Genomic DNA, 21,057 nt, shown 5'->3' with positions numbered 1-21,057 from the left:
ACCTTCACCCCCTCTATCTGTTAGCAAGCGCCTCCAGCAATTTGGCCGTCATTTCTTTGCCGAATTTGCTGAGCACTTCATTTATGATTTCTTGATCAGTGGCAGATCCCTCGATCGCGACACTTACAGGTGCACTTACATGGATCGCACTCACAGGAGCAGGACTGCCGCCACCTCCGACAATTGCAGGCGCCGCGCTTGATTGGAAACCGATTCCGTCAGCATAAGCCGGCACATTGCCGAACACTTTTCTGGTGTCACGATGGGACAACACCGATGTCCCTTTCGGTAAATTCATGAGCGTGTCCACCCCAGGGGATAAAGATAAGCCGCCGCCAGGATAACGGATCAATTCAGGACCACCGCCATCCCCGACAATTGCAGGACCGCCTGGGTGGAAATTCGTCCCCTTTGCGTATTTGCGAGGAGAAACTCCTGTAATTTCCTCTCCTCGTTTAGTGACTCCTGTCGTCCAAGTCTTGACGTCGTCCCATTTTCCTTTTGCCCAATTATATGCGGATGTGATTCCTTCTTTCGCGCTATCAAAAGCAGACTTAATCCCGTCGGCTGCTGCTTCGCCTAGCGATTTTACCGGATCCCATACATTGGTCGAAAACCAACCAGATACTCCAGACCAGGACTCTTGTACGAAGTCTCTTGCTTCGGAATACCTGTCAAAAATCCACTGACCGGAAACAGCGGCTCCCTCTTTCACAGGAGCCCAAATTGCTTCGTCGAACCACCCCGAAAAGTCAGACCATGCACCTTGTATCCAGTCCTTCGATTCGGTATATCTATCAGATATCCATTGACCAGAAATGGCAGCCCCGGTTTGAATAGGAGTCCATATAGCTTCGGTAAACCAATCACTAACATCGCCCCATTTCTCCTGGACCCAACCCTTAGCCTCTCCGTATCTATCAGATATCCATTGACCGGCGATGGTTGCTCCTTCTTTCACAGGTTCCCAAACAGAATCGGAAAACCACTGATTAAAGTCCGACCAAGTTCCCAGCACCCGCTCTTTAGATGCGGTGTACTTATCTGATATCCACTGACCGGCAGCTGTAGCGCCGTCTGAAATAGGAGTCCAGACAGCATCGTCGAACCAATTAGAAAAATTTGACCACTTTTCCTTTGCCCATTCTTGTCCGATATCTAAGAGGCCGGCTGTGAAGTTCATGGCATTTATCGCCCCGTCTGAAATGGGGGTCCAAACAGTATTATCAAACCAGCCGGATATTTCTCCCCATTTGCTCTTGACGGCGTCTAAACCAGCACCAACCTTTCCACTTGCCCAGTCGGCTCCACCTTTGACTGAATCCAATCCCGCATTCCATTTGTCGGCTACCCAGGTACTCGCTGCTTCCGCTCCGGATTTTATTGAATCCCACTTTCCGCCCCACCATTCACCATTAAGTAAAGTGGCCGAAGTGACCTCTCGTGCACTATTAAACTTAGTGCCGATCCACCCAGCAACGTCAGCAGCCTTCTCCTTAATGATGTCCCAGTTTCCGCCTAACCACTCCCCTCCAACGGCACCTCCAATACCACCAACAAGACCTCCGACCCCTGCACCAATCGCGGTGCCGACGCCAGGAACAACGGAGCCTATAGCAGCCCCCGCCATTGCCCCTCCTTTAGCGCCAGCAATACCTCCACCAAAGGCACCGATCGCTCCGGGCAGCCCCTCTTTAGTTGAATTGGTTATTGCTACCGCGCTGAGTAACGTCCCGAGGAAAGGCAGTTTTTTCATCGCGCCAGAAATACCTTTCGGTAACTTAGGAGCCTTTGAAGGCTTCGGTACTGGCGTCGATGCTGATGCCGGTTTCGCACCTGAAGGTGGCAAAGGCTTCCCGTGTTGATCTAAGATCACTGGGGTATTCCTTGGTGGTGCTGACGCCTTTTGTGGTTCCGGTTTCCCTGCGCTACTAGGTTTTAAATTAGGAGCGACAACGGGTGGCGTTGAACCTTTACCTCCCCCCATTATCCGCTGGCCCGCACCAAGTAAGCCGCCGCCAGCCCATTTCGCGCCCTTCATTATGCCGCCTACGCCTTTCAACAGCGGAGATAAAGCCATGGCCGCCAGAGCGCCAGCGCCAAGCGTCGCCACGCCAGCCCCGCCCGCCGAAGTAGCTGTTTCCTTAGAAAACACACCATGTTCCTTAGCTGTTTCGTTCACACCGCCCCACATATCTCCCAGGGTGCCAAGGCCTTTCGAGAGGCCTAATTTCAACCCTTCGAATATCGCCTCTCCGATGGTCAGCCCCATTTCTGCTGCCCACGGTTTGCCTGACGATTCCCACCAGGCGTCTAGCGTAGGTTTAGCCGTGCCGCTCCACCAGCCGGACACGTCAGCCATAATGAATCCGATTTTACCTTTGAAGTCCAGGTTTTTAAAATCTTCATTTTCGAGATAATTCGTTTTTAAATAGTCAAAGCCCTTCTCCAACTTAGAAAAGGTCCACTCAGACGCTTCGTGACCAGCCTTGACGAGCGTTTCTTTCCAAGCGCCCCACTTATCCTGGTTATCATCAAGCCAATCATTTATGGCTTGCAATCGCGGCTTCATGCCTTCCAGGATCCCATCACCGAGCATACGGAATTGGGACGACATATACCCTGATAAGGTACTTAGCATACCTCTACCCGTCTTCGATAACGCCGCAGCGCCGCCTTTGAATTCAGCCTCTACACGATCTATAAAGCCATTAAAACCTATTTTGTCATACTCTTTTTTTGACATTTGCATATTAAAGCCTAGCTTCATCCTGGTCATGTTTCCCATTTTTGCACTCGTTAACGCCTGCATGGCATCCTCAACAGTTTGCTGTCCGCCTGACAAAGCGGCCATATCAATAGCCGCACTCGTCAAACGTTGTATGTTTTTCTGATCGTTGCCAGCCAGCGCGACGGCCCCTGTCATGGCTGGGAAAATATCAGCGGAACTATATGGCGTCTTATCCGCCTTCCGCCCCATCCAGGTCATCAGTTCTTTTTGAGCCTTCTGATCACCTTTAAGCCAATGGTTCATCGCCACGCCATAATCCTCAAAATTCATGGCCGCACCGACGGTTGCTTCTTTTAACTTATTAACCCCGACAACGGATAAAGCAACAGTGACCATAGCCGGTATGCTAGTTATAGCTCGCTTTATCCCCCCTAAAGTTCGGGTCGCCATATCGACCGCTCGAAGAGTGAAGCTATAGCTCCGGTTCGCAGTACGATGGATGAGCGAATTGACGCCGGTGATTACCCTTGTGGCATGGTCCACCGCTCGAACAGTCAGATTCCAACTAGAAGAAGTGAGGGATCTGAGTCGATCCCTCGTTTTTTGAACGGTAGACTGGAATCTCGTGACTTCTCTTTCAGAACCGCGAGCGGAGCTGCCTACCCTGCTTACGCTCTTTGCTGCATCCTCGGACGTGTTGCCCAGTTCCTTGGTGCTTTTTGCTGCTTTTTTAGCAGTATCCTCAAAGCCTTTAACATCTTTTTCAGCTCTTTTTAATCCATCGGAATACTTGTCGGTCGTTTCGATAGGGATCTCAATGCGATAAACTTCCTTCGACATTAAACTACCCCTCCGTTCTTCCGCCGCTCATTTTCTTCAATCAACTTAACCTCCATCGACAACAAGGCAAACTTGCGCATGCCGTCAGGAAGATTCATGATTTCGTCCGGCAATTTCCCGGTCCGTTGAAAAATCTCGTGCAGGAGCGTTATTCGTCCTCCTGCCCTAATGAGTTTTTTATGATTTCGTCCGCATCGTCGGTATAACCGGAAATTTCGTCAATCTTATCAATGATGGCTTTCTTTTCCCCGGCCTTCAGAACAACGTCAATCAGGTGGATCCCGTTTGGAACGTTCAGCTGCCTCCAGGCTTCCTTGTCATCCCAAATCTTCTGGCGATCTTCCTTCACGGTCGCATGATAAATGAGCAGCGACCTGAAGCGTGTGATATCCGTTTCCTCAGCAACTTTCACTCCGCCCAAGTTTTTCGCCTTACGGAATTTCGTCGCTTTATCTTGCAAATCATGGTACTGCTTCTCTGTCAAGGCATGGATGTCGAAAGAAAACAACACCTTCCCTTTCCGGGCAATTTCAATTGTCGTCGTATCATCTTTCTGATCCTGGTGTGCAGCCAAAAGGCCGCTGAGAACGGAGCTCTCAACAGCCAGCAATTCTTCTTGATTTAATTTTTCTTCAGACATTTAAATTCCTCCAATAGTTGTTTTTATCGTTGGTGCGAACGCAAGACAGCTGTGAACGTTAGATCCGGCAAGCGAGCACCTTTTTTAAATCCATCAAGAATCTTAACGAGCAACAAATCACGAACGACAGTCTCTGTGAATGTGAGAGTAAACGAGTAACCCGTTGTAATACCCCACTCGACCCACTCACCAGCCGCTTGATAATCAGCCGTATTAAAGCTCATCTGCGCGTGGAACGTGTTCACTTCCGCTAAGAAATTTCCATCCTCGTCATAAAGCTCGCCATCCACGCCGTGCAAAATATTTCGTGGATCAAACTCTCCACTATCGAGCTGCTCCTGCATTTCTGGTGGCATGTTAACGCGAAAACCCCATTCACGCTGAAGCAATTCCCCAGGTTGAACGTTTGCAATATCTATTTGATCGACAGGAATACAACGTCGAAATGTATATCTTCCATCCATGCTTTTACCTCCCTGAAATTAAAAAAGCCACCCGCGAAGGTGACTTCTCAATTATTTATTAATACTGAAACCCGAACGCCAAATAAGCTTTTTCAAGCCCATCTAGATCGACAAGATTGTCAAACTTAAACCAAGCCGAGTCGCCCTGCGGCGATGTAACTGGATCTATAATCATTTCTCCGCTTTCCAATCCGCCTTCACCGATCATTTCACCGATGATGCCATTGGCAAGCTGAATGACGAACTGCCTGCCGTCGTGGCCATTATCGATGTTGTTCGCCATAGCCTTGGAAATCGTGATAGCGATACGGTCGATCAGCTCATAGCGAGTACGAACGCGACGCAGCTTCTGCCAACCCTCATCCTCGTCTTCAGCAAGGGAAACAAGGGTATTGATTCCGTAATCAATCTGAGGAATGCTGTCCGGATTGAGAGAGAAGACCATCATCCCGCTCTGAACCGCTTCGTTATATTCATTCGAAGTCATTTCACCGATAAGACCAACACCGCCTGTAATCGTGTTCTTAGTCAGGCTGGACTTGTAGGACCCAGAGACCAGCATGCCAAGCACGCGAGCCGCAGCAGTTGCGCCCACGATTCCCCCTGTCGTCGTTTCGACACCATTCCCTACATAAACAACCGCGAAGTCATTAAAGGCCTTGGCGTGGGACTTGCGCGTTTCAAAAGAAACATCCGGCTTTTCACCAACGACCATCGTCATGCGGTAACCTTCTCGAATTTTTCGTCTTACAAACGCATGAAGTGCAGCGTGGATAATGGCGTCTTCTGAATCAACCGTAATCGAGTCGAAGAACTTAGTTTCAAGATGCTGCATTCCGTCGGTGTAATCTTCCCCGACAGTATCTGGATCTGCTCCGCCAGAAAGAGGTTCATTTATGACGACTTCTACTTCACCGGATCCAGCGGTTGTGGCCGTTAAGTATTTACTTTCCGCATTAACGACTTCAAGAAGTGCCGAGGCTTCGTTTTCACCCTTCGCGAAAGTTAACGACTGAATTTGTCGGGTGCCTTCAAACAGAATGATCTCTTTTAATGCAGGATCAAGAGCCTCCCTCACAGTCACGCTAAAGTTCCTGGACGTGGGGTACTTTGTCCGCAGCTTCACTGTTTCGGTTTCGGCTTCCAGGTCCACTTCTGCCGGTTGGCCGCCTGTGCCGATCCTGACTGTGTGACAGAACGAAGCGCCGCCCTCGAATATTTCATTAACCACGTCAGGGCCTAAGCCGGTTCCGAGTTTATCCTTTACGTCTTCGCCTGTATCCAGTGTGACAACTTCACCAATCGGCCCCCAGTTTGACTTGATAACAGCCGCAGAAACACCGAGTGGCCGCGAGTATCTTTTATACCCGCCGGCATTATACCAGCGGACGAAAACACCAGGGCGAATCTTTTGTTCACCGAGCTTAAACATTGCTCCAATTGACATGCTTTACACCTTCCTTTTCTTGAATTTTTCAATAGCCGCAAGGACCTGACTTCTCGACAATTCCTCGCCATCAACTAAACGTAAAGCGCCAGCCAATACCTCTGGCAACACACCGAAAGAAGACGGTGCCGCTTCGATCTCCTCGCGCTTATAAGTGGTCTCAGCGACAAGTGCTTTCTTGACTTGATCCGCCGTGACCTGTTTGTCTTTAGACATGGGATTCACCACCTAACTTTTCATCAAAATAGACATGCTTCAGGAAGCTTAAATTTTTCGCATCTTTGAGAACCCCGAACTTAACGGTCAGCGTTATCTGCCCTTGGCCGAACGGATCGTAGCCGCTGTCAGCTGCCGCCGTTTGGAAGTTCATCTTTGATCCGTCTGTCATATAGGTTCTGTTGTCGATCGCAAGCCTTCGCACGACTTGCTCCACATAGACACGCCGAATAGACACATCAGGAGAAATGATGTGCCCTCTTAATTGCATAGTTAACCAGGATCCCCAACTCGTCGGCTCGATGGCCGATGTAGACTCTTGCCGCCAATAAAGTGCAGGGTTCGAATTGGACGGGGACCAAGCGGTCGGATTCGTCTGCAGCTCGGGAAATCTTTCGGCAGACCATAGCCGCATGGCCGTGACAGGATCCGGATCGATTGGCGCATGCAACAGCCAGGCCAGTGAATAGACCTGGAAGCGCAGGCCGCGAGTGAGCGCGTCCCACTCTTCGTCAACTATGTCCTCTGTGGCCGTTCCTGCGTATTCGATGTAATGAGGGATTCCCTGCACGTCAAACCTCTTACGATGCAAGGCCCCAATTACTTCCTTCGAAAGCTCGTCAACGCGCTTAAAAGTCGTGCGTTCGACATACGGCCAAACTTCATAGACGGTTGTGAAATCCGCATAAGCCTCGCCGCTACTTTGCGCCCCTTCACGCAGCACAAGGTGGGGTTTCGGCAAATCAGGACCCGCCGCAGACGGCTCCCAAACTTCCCCTTTCACCATAGGTACGCCAGCCAATAACATATCCCTTATCGCGCCCCTCATTTAGGTACGCCCCCAATAAGACCTGACTTGACGCTTAATATCAGGCCATCTACTATCAGCGGTCGGATCAATGACAGGCTTCGCTTGCATACCTTTTATGGACTTCGCAAATATGGCTTTTCCACCAATAGAGAAGTGAAGCGCCTGAGCTGTCGTCGGTACGATAGGCCGCTTTTTTGGTCCGTATATCCCGGTCCCCATTTCGTGATAAAGACCGATCTTCGAGCCGTGAGCTAAATAGATAACGGCACCCTTGTCCGTTTTATCCGCGCCACCATGGATCGCCTGTCGAGTATTGCCTGTTCGATCAGTCCAAGCAGCATTGTTTTTAGCGGTCTTTTCCATGTCTTTCCCGATATTCTCCGCAAGGGCATGCAAGCCGGCTAACTTTCTGTCTAAATGCGCTCTTGCTTCAGTGCCAAAAGTCATATTAATTCACCCTCTCGAGCTCCCCTTGATAGCCAGTTACCTGACCGTGGATAGTTTGTGGATAGATCGCCTTAACGAGGAACTTCATCCCCATTGCCTCGAATTCATCTTTAACGTTGGTTCCGGCACGAATATCCGCCTCGTGATCTGCAAGCAAGCCAAAATAGCGGTCTACCTGCTTTTCACCGGCAAGCGTGGTGACTTTTTGACTCGTGTTGGAACTGGAAACAAAAACGCGTACAACAAAAGGACCTTCATCGGTTTCAACAACAGCGATGTGGCCCTCAGCTTTTTTCTTTTCCGTTCTTTTGACAATGATTTCAGCCGGGTTCTGATCAATGGACCACCGCGTATGCTGCCTGCGCATTTCGACAAGATTCATCATCACATCACGTCCGGCGTGCGGAACTTTAATATAAGGCTTGTGTCCGGCTCGCCTGGATCTTTTTCAGCTTCCGCCTTATCGTCATATAGCCTCGCCATTGCCAGGGCGTGGGTGTAACGATCCTTCATTGACGTCAAGTCATACTTTTCATTCCCAGCCGAATAGGACTGGATATCCCCCTGGATTAGCCCGGCTTTGATGGTCCAAATTTCCGAAGCCAAAGAGAATATACTTTCGTGTTCGTAGAACATCACCCTCAGGTCCTCATCAGTAAATAACGGGGAACCTGTCCCATTGGCCGGAATAGGATCATTCACCATAAGTCGCAATCTTTTAATTAAAATAACTGTCGGCTCCAATTAAGTCACCCCTTATCAGCCAGGTAGCGTAATCTCCTGAACGTTTTCATCAATGGCCAAGAATGTGCCTCTCCAGAAGTCACCGACGATTTGAGCCTCAACAAGACGAGTCAGATCACCGATTGACGAATTGATTTGCAACCCTTGTTTTACAAGCTCTTTAAATCCGCGCTTAGGACGAATCAGGTAGGCTTTACCTTGTGGCACTCCTGGATAAGCATGCGACTTTCTCGCAACGTCCGTCTCCCAACCGTCGTAATAGATGATGTCGGAAATCCCCGATGTGGCGCCGTATGGAGTCGCCTGAAGCGTCATGCTCCCTAGCGCATCTTGGATATCCTCCTGGTCAGCAGAATTGGCAAGCAGGATTGTGCCGGGACGCTTTGCGGTGCGCGTATCTTTCAGCGCCTGCCTTAGCGTTTCCCGTAAAGATAGGATGTAATGAGCATCGCTCGCCGTGCCCTTATTGCCGTCAGGCTTAACATAGACAGGAGCCGTTTTATTGGCCGCCTTGTACGTGTAACCGATGAACGGTCCCAGGTGCAAGTGGTTGAGCAAAGCGTTGTGCGCTTCACCAAATGCTTTGTTCAACATTTCAAAGTTGAATGTCTGGTTAAAGATCTGCATTTCCTTTGTATATTCGAACCCAGCAGAAAACCCTTTGAGCCGCGCGATTGGGCCGCTCTCAGCCTGCAAGCTGCCGAACTTGACCTCTTGACCTTCGATGTGCTCGAAGAAGATGACCGTTCCGCGCTGCGCCCACTTGGCCTCGAACTCCTTCGGGAAATTAGCATCCTCGATACGGTCAAAGATTGGACCATAAAGTACAGGCACCTCTTCGCGTCCCATTTCAACATCAAGGACTACTTTCTGGATCAATTCTTTTCGCACGATATCCGATGTAAGCATTTCGCCAATCGGCTTACCAAGCTCATAGGTCTCCATTTCACCGTCAACAATTTTCTTTGTGACAGCCTCTTCTTTTCCGTCCAATAAAAAAGGAACCTCAGCTTCATGGGTTCCTTTGCGACGCTTTTCTTTTAGTGATTCAATTGAATGGATTCTCATTGTTTAACTCCTCCCTTAAACCTGTGGTCCAAGAATGAACCAGATGACGTTATTTTGATCTTTTCCTTCAGTAACTCGGCCAACAAGACGGGGGGCGTCTGTTGGATCGGTCGTGAACTTCCCATCAGCGAAGTAAACTGGATCACCCGCTGCAAAGTCCTCTGTCGTCTGAATCTGATTCGTCTCATACTCAGCCTGCTCGATATTAAGAACGACCTCAGACGTTTCTCCAGCTTTAGTCTTAACCGACTGGAATGCTGGCCCGAAAAATCCGCCAAGCTCATAAAAGCTATTGACATCGATCGTTGTACTTGCAGGAACCGCGACCTTGACCGACTTCCCGTCAGATACTTTAGCGCGGTATACTTGGTAGCTTGTTGTTGGTGCTGCTTGCCCTTTGTAAGCCATGCGTAAATCCCTCCTTATAGCGCCGTGCGCTTAGTTTTCAAACTGGACGTGCCTTGGTTACCCGATGGAGTCCCGCGCAAAGCAGGGCCATCTGTGTGATAGTTACTGATGATAGATTTCACGCTTTCATCCGCAAGGAACGAGTCCATTTCACCAGCCATCTGCTCTTCAGTCATTCCAGGAGTGATCCCGGCTGAATGATAGGACCAGAGCTTTCCGATGACAGTCTTCTCGTCGGCGATATCTTTCTTGATCGCGTCGGACTCAATCTTTTTACCGATCATTTCACCGATAACCTTTTCAAACCCAGCCGATTCTTGCTGCTTCAATGCTTTCGCTGCATCTGTAGCGATCGCCACGACGTCCATTTCACCGGATACGCCGAGAGCCTCCTCGACTTTTTTCAATTTATCAACAGATGAAGTGATTTCATTCGCCCATTTTTGGTCAATGTCCGCCGCAATAACTTCTGGCTTCCAACCCATTTCTCCCGCAATCATCGGGACTGTCAATTGTTTGTTAGCGAGCATGGTTTTTAATGCCGCCATTAATTCTTCTGGATTCATTGTTTTTCCTTCCTTTCCTGTTTCCATTTCACCGGACGGACCATCACCGTCCAAGTCCCACATTTCGCCGGACATGGCGACAATACGGGTATTCATTCCCGCGCGATCAAGTGGCGTCCAATCGATGGACATAGGCTTATATCCGATGACGTTTGTTTCACCGGCTACCTTTTGGATTTTAGGCATACCGAAAATAGACACCTGCTTAATACGGCCGGAACGGATCCATCTTTTAAGGTCCGTCGCAGCAGCGTCAACCACTCCCCTAAAGTAAGCAATCTCACCTACCATTTTAGCGCCGACCCAATGGGTGACAGGGGGAAGAAACTGATTACTGACATCCTCGGGTTTCTGATGGCCGAGAAATCCATTCAGCGTGCTGCTGTTAACTGCGTCAACGATATTCCGTAGGGATTCCGCTGTATAATTCCAGCCACGCTTTGATCTCGAGGCCGGGATCTCCACCACCACTTCCAACGGATCGGTATCCCCCTTCTTCAGCTCGTCAATATTTACTGAAGAAGCAGCAGGAATATCATCAGCTTTCATTTCGCCGGTCGTGCCGCCGAATAGCTGAAAGACTTTGTTTTTATTTTCAGCCATTTCTCCGCATATAAAGATCTTATTCACATTCTCACCTCCCTCTAATGCTAGATATGATTCCAGACGTAATGGACTCAATGGCCTGCTCTATTTCAACATGAAGCGAACTGCCTGAATCACTCTCGGAAATAGGCGCAAAGTGCAGGTGTAGTAATTCGTGTACCAAGCAATTCTCCATGTCCTGCGAGACCATCACATCCGACGGATAATCGATGGGGTCCAATATTAATATCGTGGCCATCTTCTTGGTTAGGATCCAACTAATTTCGCCCTGGTTGTTGTCGTTGTCGAACTCCCTGCCACGAACGATTTTAGCCTTTATAATCCAATCTTGAAGGCGCAATCGCTTCTGCCACTCTTCCAAACTGCGCTGCAACTCCTCGCTAGAAAAGATAACTCTACTCATAATAAAAACCTCCTTACAATTTTCCTGTTTTATAAACTGTCTGGTACCAGCTTTCTAAATCCGGGTGCGTGTGCGGATTTGCATTCCATTCAACGAGTCGTTCTAGGAAGTCGTCCGTATTTTCCACGACCTCGGACAAGTTGCACAAACAGTTAGGGTGAGCTGGGTAATCAGGCAAATCCTCCAACTTATAAACGCCTCTACCTAAACCGCTGTCGTGCGCCGCGTTATCTTGACAAACGGAGCACGCGACCCCTGCGTTGGACAAACTCCATTGAATGCCCAAATTGGACGGATTAAGCTCGGCCGATCTTACTGAAGCTTCACCGTAAGCTGCCGCCATTTCAGTACGGGCAAGCCGCAATGATTCATAACTCAAATCTTTCGGCAATCCATCCCCGATCCGATCCATCATATTGGGATATTCCGTGACAAGCGAATTAGCGCCATCCCTTACATACCTCTGCAACATTTCCGCAACACGGACCGGGTGCTCACCTGCAGCGATAGCCTCTTGAATAACCGTCCCCATCGAAGCTCTTACTTTTTGACTCTGCCCCCAAATTCGATCAGACAGATTCAAGCCCTTTAAAGTCCTGAACTCCATAGCTTGCACAGCTTCGTGGTGAACCCTGAAATAAGAACGCTCCATAGGCTGCCAATCCATTTTTACGCGCTTCAGCAAAGATAGCGTCGTCTGCTTCGACTGATGCAGCCCCGCCTCAACACTAATGGACAAACCGCTACTAAAAAGCGACTTCAATTTACTTTCAATAGCTTCAGATGTGAACCTTAAATATTCGTCAAGGTGTTCCATTATCCGATAGGCCGCGCCAATCTTGTCAAGATCCTTGATCTTCCTGGCTAGTTGGTCCGTTGCTTCAATGTAAATGCGACGGATCTCCTTATCTTGCCGCAGGATCAACTCGATCAACTTCTTCCTGGACTGCAACAAAAGAAGTAAATATATCCCGGTGTTGTTTCCCAGGTCTTCGAATTCATCCATCAGCCATCACCCTTCCCGAGCTGCCGATTAATAATCTTCAACTGCTCTTCGAGATCTTCGGTATCCGGCATACGCAACCTATTTAAGCGAGACTTCGTGATTCGGTCTTGCTCACTCTCCCCCTCATCAACTTCCCATTCATTCATGGTGTTGATATGTCGGGCCAGGTAGTTAACGGCAGCCTCGTCACTGGCCAAGTTATTGCTAACTGCAGCAACAAGCGCATTCACAATGTTCAGCAACTCAGCACTAATCTCCTCGCCGGTTCTCGCGTCAATATTAGCCCACTTAACATCCGTGGCAAACGTCTCGAAGTGCTTATTCTCCGAGTGAGCTGTCATAGCCAAGACGATCCGAGCCAGACGCTGCCAACTATCAACAAAGTGCTCCCTCTTACGCTCAATTGAACGGATCAAGATGGGCATTTGCTCTTTAACTGAAGACAAACTGGAAGGTGTATGGACACCGAATACAAACTCCGGAGTTTCTGAAGCATCGACAATACAATAAAACAGGAGCTTCAGCAGCGCCTTACCGTCGCCGGTTGTTGATCTCGCTTCAATGAATTCCGCCGTTTCCCCATCAGTAAGCATAATGAGCTCGTGGCCATCAAGATTGATCTCGCCGCCATCTTTAGCGAACTGCTTAGGATCCGTCACGCCGAAGTTATTGAGCAAGAAAGACCTCACATCTTTTAACGACAACTTCAAGCGAGGCGTGCTGTGCATCTTAGACCCCTTCATCGCGTGCAACAGGACATCATGATAGGCCTTCAGGTATGGCTCAACTGCCTCCAGGTCTGACTGGCCGAAGACTCCTTCATCCCCCTCATTTTTAAAATGAATAATCGGGATAAAATCCCAAGGCGTTGGATGAGCGCCGACCTCGACATCGGGAGGTCTGTCCCCTTCAACCTCGATAATTTTCTCTCTCCGCCGGATCCGTTGCGTAATCGTTCCTTTTTTCTTGTTTTTGCGATCATCTTCCCATTCGTGAATGGAGACCAGCACGTACTCCTCTACATCGCCGGTCAATGGATCTCTTTTAATTTCCTTCACTTGCCCAGGAGGAAGGACGTTGTAAATCAAACGGGTCTTTTCTTCAGGATAAAGAGTCATGTCCTTCACATCTTCACGAGTGATCCAAACGAAACAATCGCCATCGCGAAGGCCGTTTCTTGTGGTTTTTTGCATATTGGATTGATTGGACAAAAAGAACTTTTCCAATACGGCATGCGCTTCTTTGTCGCCGCTTTTAAACGAAGGGACACCCATGAAGCTGACCGCGTTATTAATAATGATCTTGGCAAAGCCGGCGCCGAGCTTATATTCATCCTGGGTATTGTAATAGAGCGCCTTCGCTAATTCATAATCAACACGCGAACTGTCGAGTTTGTAACCCCCGCCGAGCGTTCCGGTAGTTGTTCCCCATCCGAAACGACCGCGAAAGCTATCACGCATCTTTGACATTTCCCCGACAGCCCGATCAATCCATTCAGCCATGAACCCTCACTCCTCTTAACAGCGCCGCAACATCATCGTCAAGCGCCTCTTTTCCTGTCTTAGCAAACGCCAAAACGACCGCATCCGCCCTATCGGGTGAACGCAAGCCTCTTTTCTTCATATCATCTTTGCTTTCCAGGTGTATTTTACCCTTAGAAGTAATTCGGTATTTCCTAGTAGACAGCTGGCCGACTAGATCTTCATCATCAGGCAGCTGGATCTCGCCGTCGTGCAAATAATCACGAATGGTCGCCCAGGACTCAGTGCCCCAGTTTTCATAATGGTCTGAGTCAATGGCCCTCCCGCCGTTGTGGCAGTCAATAACATCAATATGCAAGCCCTCTTCATACACCACTTCGCGCAGCCTGTCAGTCACGCCGCCGCCCACTCCGTCGTCGTCAATTTTTATAACGCAGGAAGGACGGCCGTATTCTAACATTAAGGCCTTTGCCAACATAAGCGCATTACCAGCCGTAACCATCGTGTCTTGCTTGCTGTAGGTTTTTAGGTAAGGAACAAAATGACCGATCCGAGGGCATATGACAGTCTGGTCATCCCCGAACCGTGCAACGTCCACTCCGATTTCAAGCGGGGCGTCTTCCGGGATCGCAAAGCCGTACTCTTCTCCGTAAACTTCCCGCATTGTGGCCGCCTCTACTTTTTCCAGGTGGATAAATGTATCAGGCTCACTTTTAGGGAAATCACCATAGACACGGACACGGACAACGTCGCTATCTTCTCCGTATCTGCGGATGAGGCGCTCGATGTTTTCCTTGCTCGCCCTGGAACTGTCCCAACTGCTCACTTTATGGACCTTATAATCCCCTCGATCCCGGTGGTGGGAATCATAAAAAACGCCGCTCGTTCTCGTCGGGTTGCCGCACATCAACAGCTTATTTTCCGCGCCTGAAAGCGTTCCGAGGATCGCCTCCATGATGTTATCTGCAACGCCTGAAGCCTCGTCAACAACAAATAACATGTAGTCTTCATGAAACCCCTGCATATTTTCGGGTTTAGTAGCCGTCCGGGCAGTGGCAAACCAACGCTCTTCGTTGCCAGCCATGTACACCTTCGTCTTGGTCCACTTTAAAAAGTTTTTTACAAGAGAGGACTCCATCCACTTGGCGATTTCCGCCCAAAGAACGTCATTCAGCTGCTGCCTAGTCGGGGCAGTACAAACGATCTTTGAATTCGGCCTGCAGCACAAGTACCAAATAACGGCCACCGCTTCAACGCTTGTCTTCCCGACACCTTGGCCGGACCGGACAGACACAAAAGGGTTGCCCGCTAAATCATTTAATACATCCCGCTGCCAAACGTCAGGGTGGAAGCTTAAAATATCCTCGGCAAAAGCCACAGGATCATCCCAGTACACGTCAATCAGGTCAACCATGACTTTATACGGCTTATTACTCATCGCGATTCACCTGGACTGCACGACGCTTTTCAGCCACTTCTTTTAACACGTTCACCCAATCATCGGCGCCGCCGTTACCCTTCTCACCATTCAGGATTTCCGTCTCAGCCTTCACCCTGTCAATACCAGCACGCAGCTGATCCAATTTCAATGGATGTTCCAAATAGGCTTTCTCCATATCATGCTTCTGCTTGACGGATCGAACAAGCTGGTTAGTTATCCTGGTTAACGCCTCTTCAATACTCAATAGATCGTCTATTTTTCGGAATTGATTTTCCTCGACTTGCGTCACGACAAGAGCGGATCTATTAATGGGGACTTTTCTGCTCACACCGTCTTTTTCAACCAAATGAACGTCCTTCGAGTTCTTCAACTCTTGCAGTACCCGCCGCCCCTTCTCGCTCAATCCGTCCTCGATCTCTCTTATTCTTTTCATCATGCGCCGCTGCCTCAATGAGAGCTCCCGTATGGTTATGTCTATTTGATAAAGGGGGTCAGTCTCGATGGAGTCGAATAATTCTTTTTCATCTTCATCTAAAAAGTCCCACATGATCGTTTCATATTCGCCGGTGGTAACAGCATTTTTATTGCCGTATGCCGGTCTACCTCCACGGTTACCCGCAGCCCTCTGATTTCCTTTTGGCGCTCCGCCGCGATTGCCAACTGCATTCTTGTTGCCTGTCGGAGGGCCCATTCTTGGGGTTGCATCCCTATCAGCAGGGGTTGCATCCCTTTCATTAACGGATGCATCTTTTTTTAACGGGGAATCACGCGACCACTTCTCGCGGCTTCTTCTGCTTTTCAGCGTCCCGATTTTCACTCCGTACTTTTCTGCCAAAGCCTTAAGAGTGATTTTGCTGGTTTCCCACTCTTGCCTTATTTCATTCCAATCCGGCATTTCACATCACCGCCACCTCCAGCGTTACTCGTGCTGTGTTCGTTTTCAGTAATCATCTTTCTGAAGCTCCAGGTCAATCTCGATCAGCTTCTTCAAGTCGTCAACGGTCTCGATCTTTATCTGGCCGTTCTGGAAATCCTTCACCCAACGAGCAATGCCTGCATTTATGATCTTCCGGTACTTCTCTTTAGAATCGATGAGGTTACTCGCTAACTCGATCTCGCGCTCCATTATTAAGAAGTCGAGCTCTTCGTCACTTATAGGCTTGATGCCTTTTTGCTGCACGGTTATCCCCCCTGTTCTTATTATCCGTTAACCAAGACCGGCTCTATTCCTGCAGATTCATAGAAGCGTCGTTTTATGACATCGCAAAATACAGGATCAAGCTCTAGCGTTCGACACTCCCTATCAGTTTGTTCACAGGTCATAAGAGTGGATCCGCTGCCGCCGAATAAATCAACAACAATATCTCCTTTCTTACTACTGTTCACAAGGGGAATCGCGATAAGCTCCAAAGGCTTCTGTGTAGGGTGGACATAATTATTTATGTTTCCACGGCTTACTTCCCATACAGTGGATGGTTCAGGAACATCTTCAAGTAAACCAGCACGCCAAACGGTTGATTGCGTTCTGCCGCCATACCAACTCGGCGCTTTACCTTTCTTAAATGCATAGAAACACGGTTCATGCTGCCACCTATACTGAGACCAACCAAAGGCAGGCGCATTCTTCACCCATATGCACTGTTGCCTGATTTCCAATCCGTTGGCGTTCATCGCATTCTGGAATTCTCTTTGATAAGAGGATCCGTGGAACACATAAATACCGGCAGCATCACTCATTAAATGAGCGTAGCTCCTGAAGACTTCATCCAGGAAGATGTCAAAGTCCGCATCCGACATATCATCATTCATGATTAAGCCGCGGCCTGACTCATTCAGTTCTGCTGAGTCACTTTTTATGGCCACATTATATGGGGGATCTGTAATGACGAGATCTGCTTTATCTTCACCCATCAATTTATCAATATCGCTTATTTTTGTAGCATCACCACAAACGAGCAGATGACGGCCGAGCTTCCAGACATCGCCGTGCTTCGTCTCGGGTTCCTTAATATCTTCCAGCGCTTGCTCCACATCGAAGTTATCCTCTTCGACAGGATCGTTTAATTCGGTATCTTGCGGCAAAGAGTCAAGCATTTCCTCTAACTCGCCGGACTCGAAACCAGTTAGCGCTACATCATAGCCACTGTCGCCTAGCTCATCCAGTAAATCTTTGAGCTTCAGAACATCCCAATCCCCTGATATTTTATTCAAGGCCACATTGAGCGCCTTTTCCTGATCATCGGATAAATCGACAACGGACACATCGAGTTCTTCGTATCCCAATTCTTCCAGAACCTTCAGCCGCTGATGGCCGCCTACTACATATCCGGTCCTTTGATTGAAAACGATCGTCTCTACCAGGCCGAACTCCAAGACGGATCTTTTTAATTGCTCATATTCAGGATCCCCTGGTTGCAGATCGACCCGCGGGTTATATGGAGCTGGCTTCAGGTCAGACAATTTCATTTTCTTTATCAGCATACTTCTACCTCACCCCTTCGATTTTTAGGTACGAAAAAACTCCGACCAATGAAAATGATCGGAGCTCGCCTATGTACTTTACCTAAAGGAGAACGTGTCCTTCAGGCAACCAGCGTCAAGCGCTTTGCTTAACTCGCCGGAACTAACCCTAGTGTAAACCATCGATTCAAAAAGGGGAAATCGTGTCCCTTTTGGTCTTTTTGGCCTTAATGGCCCCTTTTGGTCCAAATGGCCTTTTTGGCCTTAATGGTCTTTTTGGCCTTTTTGGCTTTTTTGGTTGAAGTGGTTTGTGTTAAGGAGAAACTCGATCATTTCATTCCTGCTTTCATTCAACCTATTCCGCGACATGCCCAGGTGCTGGCCGATGGAACGATAACTCATCCCATCAGTCATGCAATCGAAAATAACTCGGTGGACATCGTTCTCCAATAACTCCGCAGCATCTTCTATTAAGATGATCTTGGCCCTATAATCAATTATCCTGTTGTACATACGAAGCTCCCGCCTGTCCATCGCGTCCATTTCTGCCCTACTGCGAATTGCCGACCCTTTCGGCATTGCAGCCTCTAACCCATACTGTGCTACCCCTCTGTTTGACGGAGAGGAATCAATGCCGTAGTACATACTTTCTAAGCGGATCACTTCTCTTAACATGAATGTATAGTTATAAATCAATTGCTCTATTTTTTTCTGGTTCATCATGCACCATCCTCTCTCATCCATTAGCGACTTCTTATCGCGCCATTCCTTCGGTGGTACGTCTGGCGATTGGTCCCCATTAAATCGCGCAGCTCTCTATCTGTCAGTCGTTCCTTCGGCTTGTCTTGCGTTTCGCTGCTCTTCAGCGTTACCTCTCGTCTACGCGGTTGCGAAAGCCCCAATCTGGCAAACTCCGTTCTAAATGTCCGCATGTCATAACCCCTCCCCAGTTGTTAAGTAATACTTGACTACTGACCATTTTGTTAGCATCAACAATATGGTCGAACTCACCAAAAACGTTCATCACCCTTCCAACCAACGGCGACCGCCAAGCAAGTTGCCATGATGCCCAATATAGTATGATCAGCAGCAGCGACGTACCTCGCACCGAACGCCGTGTACAATTTAAGGGACAAAGTGAAATAAATTAGCGCCTTAGCGATCCAAAAAGCAAGGAAATTGAACAAAATTAAGTAAAAAGCGGTTCTTGCTACGTTTGCTATATTTATTAGAATTTTCATCTGAAGCGCTCCTCGGTTTGTGATATTTTCAAATAAAAAAGGACACCAAAGCAGCGCGAAGCTGAATCAGTGTCCCTGGTTGTTCCAGTAGACCTATTATGAATAACCTTTCGTTTTCCCGTGTACGCACCAGCCTATTTCTTCATAATTTCCATATTGATAAATCTTTCCACTCAGTCCGAGCTCGGTCCAGACGTAAATGACGCCCTCGGTATTGATTTGATCGGATATTTCGTTAAGTGTCAGCATTTCGATTCCCTCATCACCTTCATGCCATTTCAATCGATCAGCGTCAACAACATGCTGGTCAATGATAATAATCAGGAAGCCGTCACGGTAAATCATTTTGTTCCCTACATCCTCCACATCTTCGCCCCCTTATCTCATGGTAAAACTCACTTTTTCCGTATGAATTTTTCCATCTTGCCAGGTAATAAGCTGCTCGCCGAATCCGCTCTCCGGCTTCGTTATGAGCTTTAAGTCTTTCTTTTTAATCACCAGCACCGCGTCCGTATTCAGGCTTATTTTTTCCAGATTCCCATTTTCAACCTTATAGACCGCGTTTTCACTTAAACTAATCTCTATCTTTCTAGTCAACGGAACCCCTCCTGTGTGTTATAATATCCTTGCTGAAGGACGGGAGAAATCCTGTCTTTTTTTCTGTTCTGCTTAAATAAATCGATATGCCTATTAAATTTTTAATTCATCTTGCCACTCCCTAATGTGGTCAATTGATTCCTGCCAATCGTCACGACAGCTTTTCAAATAAGTCATTGACTCGACCACTTTGTCTTTTTCATTAAAAGAACAACCGTCGGCAGTCATGGTACTTAGCTTTTTATCCAGTTGATCAAAATGAATTTGGCACTCGTCACGTTTCCGAAAAGCTTCCTGTAGTGCTAATTGTAAAATTATTTGACGTTTGTTTATTTTTTTAAAGTCCATTTTATTGACTCCTTTCTGCGAAGTTTAATGGTCGTTATGCGTCTATGCGTTCGAAATGAATTGCGAGGTCATCCTCGTATATCTCCATCCATCTACCGTTAGAATCCGTCAAACGAACAGACTCAGCTGCCGCAATGAATCTATACGGTTCTTCATCCTTTTCCCAAACACTTCCCACTTCTACCGCAAAGTATTTATTTTCAACAAATGAACCGTCATCATCAAAAACATCTAATTCCAAAACTTTTACGCATTTATATTTAGCCATATCAACTCAACATCCTCCTTCTGGTCGAAGCTTAAAATAAGCCGTTTTCCCTTTGCTTTATATACCCCAGTTCCGCTTGCTCAATAATCAACAGTGCGACCTCCAGCGCAGGACGACGCAGCCAATCAGCAATTTCCGTAATATCTTCTCCTCGTTCCCACAACTCTCGAAAAACCAGGGTCTCCTTATCTGTAAATTCCCAATTAATATCGACTTCATCAAGAAGGATCCTTTTCTGCTCTTTCGCTAGAATCATAATATCCCCATCTTCTGAAATAGTTTTATCAATCCTGAAGTTACCGCAAGCGCCCCGGCGATTGAGGCGCTAACGCCGAAACGATCCTCTCCGTTAGTGATTCCTATAACACCGATAGACACCATAAATAATCCGACGACTAAAATCAGTACCCCTACGATCAACTCGAGATCCTTCCTTTTTCAGTTAGCCTATTCAGCAGTTTCGCTGCATCCGAAAACCTTATCTCCGCCACACTTTGAATGGATGCTGCACCGTAAACTTTGACCTTGTCTGACGATTTCCAATCCGGCATGGCCTTTAGTGCTTTTTCATAGTTAGATTCATTGACAGCTCTATCGAAGGAAGGGGTTATTTTACGGATCACTCGCTCCTTCTTCATTCACTGCGGCCTCCTTTCAAAAAATACTTCGCGAATCGCAACTGTTGATAGATATATGGATCATCTTCGCCACCGCCGCCATTTATCCAGTCCCTCGATCGCGATTGGATGTCTCTCAATACTTCTTTCGGCAAGAGGCCGGAGATCGCGTTTATTTGCTCTAATGCTGTCATTCACTTGATCCTC

General features: G+C 48.0%; 29 protein-coding genes. All 29 read right to left on the bottom strand.

The features are described from left to right. Positions 1–13: 13 nt before the first annotated feature. Positions 14–3,571 (bottom strand): hypothetical protein, encoded by a 3,558-nt coding sequence (locus tag MKZ11_RS05910; RefSeq protein WP_340793071.1) that lies wholly within the window; start codon positions 3,569–3,571, stop codon positions 14–16. 148 nt (positions 3,572–3,719) lie between these two features. Continuing rightward, positions 3,720–4,211 carry a phage tail assembly chaperone gene (locus MKZ11_RS05905; RefSeq protein WP_340793070.1) on the bottom strand — a complete coding sequence of 164 codons (492 nt, stop codon included), beginning with the start codon at positions 4,209–4,211 and terminating at the stop codon, positions 3,720–3,722. A gap of 23 nt (positions 4,212–4,234) precedes the next feature. Next, positions 4,235–4,675, bottom strand: coding sequence for an endoglucanase (locus MKZ11_RS05900; protein ID WP_340793069.1), 441 nt, complete (start codon positions 4,673–4,675; stop codon positions 4,235–4,237). 58 nt (positions 4,676–4,733) lie between these two features. Further along, positions 4,734–6,122, bottom strand: coding sequence for a phage tail sheath subtilisin-like domain-containing protein (locus MKZ11_RS05895; RefSeq protein WP_340793068.1), 1,389 nt, complete (start codon positions 6,120–6,122; stop codon positions 4,734–4,736). Between the two features lie 3 nt (positions 6,123–6,125). Next, positions 6,126–6,338: an oligoribonuclease gene (locus tag MKZ11_RS05890; protein ID WP_340793067.1), complete on the bottom strand. Its 213-nt coding sequence runs from the start codon at positions 6,336–6,338 to the stop codon at positions 6,126–6,128. After that, positions 6,331–7,125 carry a hypothetical protein gene (locus MKZ11_RS05885; RefSeq protein ID WP_340793066.1) on the bottom strand — a complete coding sequence of 265 codons (795 nt, stop codon included), beginning with the start codon at positions 7,123–7,125 and terminating at the stop codon, positions 6,331–6,333. Before MKZ11_RS05885 ends, MKZ11_RS05890 begins: the two co-directional genes overlap by 8 nt. Positions 7,126–7,167: 42 nt before the next feature. Continuing rightward, the gene (locus tag MKZ11_RS05880; RefSeq protein WP_340793065.1) at positions 7,168–7,596 is read right to left on the bottom strand and encodes a hypothetical protein; all 429 of its coding nucleotides are present in this window, start codon (positions 7,594–7,596) and stop codon (positions 7,168–7,170) included. Between the two features lies 1 nt (position 7,597). Next, positions 7,598–7,981: a hypothetical protein gene (locus MKZ11_RS05875; protein WP_340793064.1), complete on the bottom strand. Its 384-nt coding sequence runs from the start codon at positions 7,979–7,981 to the stop codon at positions 7,598–7,600. After that, positions 7,981–8,340 carry a hypothetical protein gene (locus MKZ11_RS05870; RefSeq protein ID WP_340793063.1) on the bottom strand — a complete coding sequence of 120 codons (360 nt, stop codon included), beginning with the start codon at positions 8,338–8,340 and terminating at the stop codon, positions 7,981–7,983. The genes MKZ11_RS05875 and MKZ11_RS05870 overlap by 1 nt, the downstream gene beginning before the upstream one ends. A gap of 15 nt (positions 8,341–8,355) precedes the next feature. Continuing rightward, entirely contained in the window at positions 8,356–9,408 is a 1,053-nt protein-coding gene (locus tag MKZ11_RS05865; RefSeq protein WP_340793062.1) for a hypothetical protein, read from the bottom strand. 15 nt (positions 9,409–9,423) lie between these two features. Beyond that, positions 9,424–9,816 (bottom strand): DUF2190 family protein, encoded by a 393-nt coding sequence (locus MKZ11_RS05860; RefSeq protein WP_340793061.1) that lies wholly within the window; start codon positions 9,814–9,816, stop codon positions 9,424–9,426. 14 nt (positions 9,817–9,830) lie between these two features. Then, positions 9,831–11,063, bottom strand: coding sequence for a hypothetical protein (locus MKZ11_RS05855; RefSeq protein ID WP_340793060.1), 1,233 nt, complete (start codon positions 11,061–11,063; stop codon positions 9,831–9,833). A 38-nt stretch (positions 11,064–11,101) separates the two neighbouring features. Further along, positions 11,102–11,245 (bottom strand): hypothetical protein, encoded by a 144-nt coding sequence (locus tag MKZ11_RS05850; RefSeq protein WP_340793059.1) that lies wholly within the window; start codon positions 11,243–11,245, stop codon positions 11,102–11,104. A 159-nt stretch (positions 11,246–11,404) separates the two neighbouring features. Further along, positions 11,405–12,346: a hypothetical protein gene (locus MKZ11_RS05845; protein ID WP_340793058.1), complete on the bottom strand. Its 942-nt coding sequence runs from the start codon at positions 12,344–12,346 to the stop codon at positions 11,405–11,407. A 50-nt stretch (positions 12,347–12,396) separates the two neighbouring features. Next, on the bottom strand, positions 12,397–13,899 hold the full coding sequence (locus MKZ11_RS05840; RefSeq protein ID WP_340793057.1) for a phage portal protein: 1,503 nt from the start codon (positions 13,897–13,899) through the stop codon (positions 12,397–12,399). Next, complete coding sequence (locus MKZ11_RS05835; RefSeq protein WP_340793056.1) at positions 13,892–15,316, bottom strand: phage terminase large subunit; 1,425 nt, start codon at positions 15,314–15,316, stop codon at positions 13,892–13,894. The genes MKZ11_RS05840 and MKZ11_RS05835 overlap by 8 nt, the downstream gene beginning before the upstream one ends. After that, positions 15,309–16,214 (bottom strand): phage terminase small subunit, encoded by a 906-nt coding sequence (terS, locus tag MKZ11_RS05830; RefSeq protein ID WP_340793055.1) that lies wholly within the window; start codon positions 16,212–16,214, stop codon positions 15,309–15,311. Before terS ends, MKZ11_RS05835 begins: the two co-directional genes overlap by 8 nt. A 45-nt stretch (positions 16,215–16,259) precedes the next feature. Beyond that, positions 16,260–16,445: a hypothetical protein gene (locus MKZ11_RS05825; RefSeq protein ID WP_445327028.1), complete on the bottom strand. Its 186-nt coding sequence runs from the start codon at positions 16,443–16,445 to the stop codon at positions 16,260–16,262. A 74-nt stretch (positions 16,446–16,519) separates the two neighbouring features. Continuing rightward, entirely contained in the window at positions 16,520–17,800 is a 1,281-nt protein-coding gene (locus MKZ11_RS05820; protein ID WP_340793054.1) for a site-specific DNA-methyltransferase, read from the bottom strand. Positions 17,801–18,043: 243 nt separating this feature from the next. Continuing rightward, a complete protein-coding gene (locus tag MKZ11_RS05815; RefSeq protein WP_340793053.1) occupies positions 18,044–18,499 on the bottom strand; it encodes a sigma-70 family RNA polymerase sigma factor in 456 nt (151 codons plus the stop codon). Between the two features lie 287 nt (positions 18,500–18,786). Next, positions 18,787–19,020, bottom strand: a complete 234-nt coding sequence (locus tag MKZ11_RS05810) for a hypothetical protein (protein ID WP_340793052.1) — start codon at positions 19,018–19,020, stop codon at positions 18,787–18,789. Positions 19,021–19,116: 96 nt separating this feature from the next. Further along, the gene (locus MKZ11_RS05805) at positions 19,117–19,386 is read right to left on the bottom strand and encodes a hypothetical protein (protein ID WP_340793051.1); all 270 of its coding nucleotides are present in this window, start codon (positions 19,384–19,386) and stop codon (positions 19,117–19,119) included. 12 nt (positions 19,387–19,398) lie between these two features. Next, the gene (locus tag MKZ11_RS05800) at positions 19,399–19,617 is read right to left on the bottom strand and encodes a DUF3954 domain-containing protein (protein ID WP_340793050.1); all 219 of its coding nucleotides are present in this window, start codon (positions 19,615–19,617) and stop codon (positions 19,399–19,401) included. A 93-nt stretch (positions 19,618–19,710) separates the two neighbouring features. Further along, entirely contained in the window at positions 19,711–19,965 is a 255-nt protein-coding gene (locus MKZ11_RS05795; protein WP_340793049.1) for a hypothetical protein, read from the bottom strand. 34 nt (positions 19,966–19,999) lie between these two features. Beyond that, the gene (locus MKZ11_RS05790) at positions 20,000–20,233 is read right to left on the bottom strand and encodes a hypothetical protein (RefSeq protein ID WP_340793048.1); all 234 of its coding nucleotides are present in this window, start codon (positions 20,231–20,233) and stop codon (positions 20,000–20,002) included. 31 nt (positions 20,234–20,264) lie between these two features. Beyond that, a complete protein-coding gene (locus MKZ11_RS05785) occupies positions 20,265–20,489 on the bottom strand; it encodes a helix-turn-helix domain containing protein (protein ID WP_340793047.1) in 225 nt (74 codons plus the stop codon). After that, positions 20,486–20,653, bottom strand: a complete 168-nt coding sequence (locus tag MKZ11_RS05780; RefSeq protein ID WP_340793046.1) for a hypothetical protein — start codon at positions 20,651–20,653, stop codon at positions 20,486–20,488. Before MKZ11_RS05780 ends, MKZ11_RS05785 begins: the two co-directional genes overlap by 4 nt. Next, positions 20,650–20,871 carry a hypothetical protein gene (locus MKZ11_RS05775; protein WP_340793045.1) on the bottom strand — a complete coding sequence of 74 codons (222 nt, stop codon included), beginning with the start codon at positions 20,869–20,871 and terminating at the stop codon, positions 20,650–20,652. Before MKZ11_RS05775 ends, MKZ11_RS05780 begins: the two co-directional genes overlap by 4 nt. After that, positions 20,868–21,044, bottom strand: a complete 177-nt coding sequence (locus tag MKZ11_RS05770; protein ID WP_340793044.1) for a DUF6877 family protein — start codon at positions 21,042–21,044, stop codon at positions 20,868–20,870. The genes MKZ11_RS05775 and MKZ11_RS05770 overlap by 4 nt, the downstream gene beginning before the upstream one ends. Positions 21,045–21,057: the final 13 nt, after the last annotated feature.

This window comes from Sporosarcina sp. FSL K6-1508, from assembly GCF_038007465.1.
Lineage (GTDB): Bacteria > Bacillota > Bacilli > Bacillales_A > Planococcaceae > Sporosarcina > Sporosarcina psychrophila_B.
Note: the sequence above shows the minus strand (reverse complement) of the source record. Positions and strands in the feature narration are given on the sequence as shown.

Excerpts from the sequence above, each read along its gene's own strand:
- MKZ11_RS05795 (WP_340793049.1), bottom strand. The coding sequence starts at position 19,965 with ATGGACTTTAAAAAAATAAACAAACGTCAAATAATTTTACAATTAGCA.
- MKZ11_RS05860 (WP_340793061.1), bottom strand. The coding sequence starts at position 9,816 with ATGGCTTACAAAGGGCAAGCAGCACCAACAACAAGCTACCAAGTATAC.
- MKZ11_RS05810 (WP_340793052.1), bottom strand. The coding sequence starts at position 19,020 with ATGAAAATTCTAATAAATATAGCAAACGTAGCAAGAACCGCTTTTTAC.
- MKZ11_RS05835 (WP_340793056.1), bottom strand. The coding sequence starts at position 15,316 with ATGAGTAATAAGCCGTATAAAGTCATGGTTGACCTGATTGACGTGTAC.
- MKZ11_RS05825 (WP_445327028.1), bottom strand. The coding sequence starts at position 16,445 with ATGGAGCGCGAGATCGAGTTAGCGAGTAACCTCATCGATTCTAAAGAG.
- MKZ11_RS05910 (WP_340793071.1), bottom strand. The coding sequence starts at position 3,571 with ATGTCGAAGGAAGTTTATCGCATTGAGATCCCTATCGAAACGACCGAC.
- MKZ11_RS05775 (WP_340793045.1), bottom strand. The coding sequence starts at position 20,871 with ATGAAGAAGGAGCGAGTGATCCGTAAAATAACCCCTTCCTTCGATAGA.
- MKZ11_RS05785 (WP_340793047.1), bottom strand. The coding sequence starts at position 20,489 with ATGATTCTAGCGAAAGAGCAGAAAAGGATCCTTCTTGATGAAGTCGAT.
- MKZ11_RS05905 (WP_340793070.1), bottom strand. The coding sequence starts at position 4,211 with ATGTCTGAAGAAAAATTAAATCAAGAAGAATTGCTGGCTGTTGAGAGC.
- MKZ11_RS05900 (WP_340793069.1), bottom strand. The coding sequence starts at position 4,675 with ATGGATGGAAGATATACATTTCGACGTTGTATTCCTGTCGATCAAATA.
- MKZ11_RS05880 (WP_340793065.1), bottom strand. The coding sequence starts at position 7,596 with ATGACTTTTGGCACTGAAGCAAGAGCGCATTTAGACAGAAAGTTAGCC.
- MKZ11_RS05820 (WP_340793054.1), bottom strand. The coding sequence starts at position 17,800 with ATGCTGATAAAGAAAATGAAATTGTCTGACCTGAAGCCAGCTCCATAT.
- MKZ11_RS05865 (WP_340793062.1), bottom strand. The coding sequence starts at position 9,408 with ATGAGAATCCATTCAATTGAATCACTAAAAGAAAAGCGTCGCAAAGGA.
- MKZ11_RS05885 (WP_340793066.1), bottom strand. The coding sequence starts at position 7,125 with ATGGTGAAAGGGGAAGTTTGGGAGCCGTCTGCGGCGGGTCCTGATTTG.
- MKZ11_RS05770 (WP_340793044.1), bottom strand. The coding sequence starts at position 21,044 with ATGACAGCATTAGAGCAAATAAACGCGATCTCCGGCCTCTTGCCGAAA.
- terS (WP_340793055.1), bottom strand. The coding sequence starts at position 16,214 with ATGCCGGATTGGAATGAAATAAGGCAAGAGTGGGAAACCAGCAAAATC.
- MKZ11_RS05840 (WP_340793057.1), bottom strand. The coding sequence starts at position 13,899 with ATGGCTGAATGGATTGATCGGGCTGTCGGGGAAATGTCAAAGATGCGT.
- MKZ11_RS05815 (WP_340793053.1), bottom strand. The coding sequence starts at position 18,499 with ATGAACCAGAAAAAAATAGAGCAATTGATTTATAACTATACATTCATG.
- MKZ11_RS05875 (WP_340793064.1), bottom strand. The coding sequence starts at position 7,981 with ATGATGAATCTTGTCGAAATGCGCAGGCAGCATACGCGGTGGTCCATT.
- MKZ11_RS05890 (WP_340793067.1), bottom strand. The coding sequence starts at position 6,338 with ATGTCTAAAGACAAACAGGTCACGGCGGATCAAGTCAAGAAAGCACTT.
- MKZ11_RS05895 (WP_340793068.1), bottom strand. The coding sequence starts at position 6,122 with ATGTCAATTGGAGCAATGTTTAAGCTCGGTGAACAAAAGATTCGCCCT.
- MKZ11_RS05790 (WP_340793048.1), bottom strand. The coding sequence starts at position 20,233 with ATGGCTAAATATAAATGCGTAAAAGTTTTGGAATTAGATGTTTTTGAT.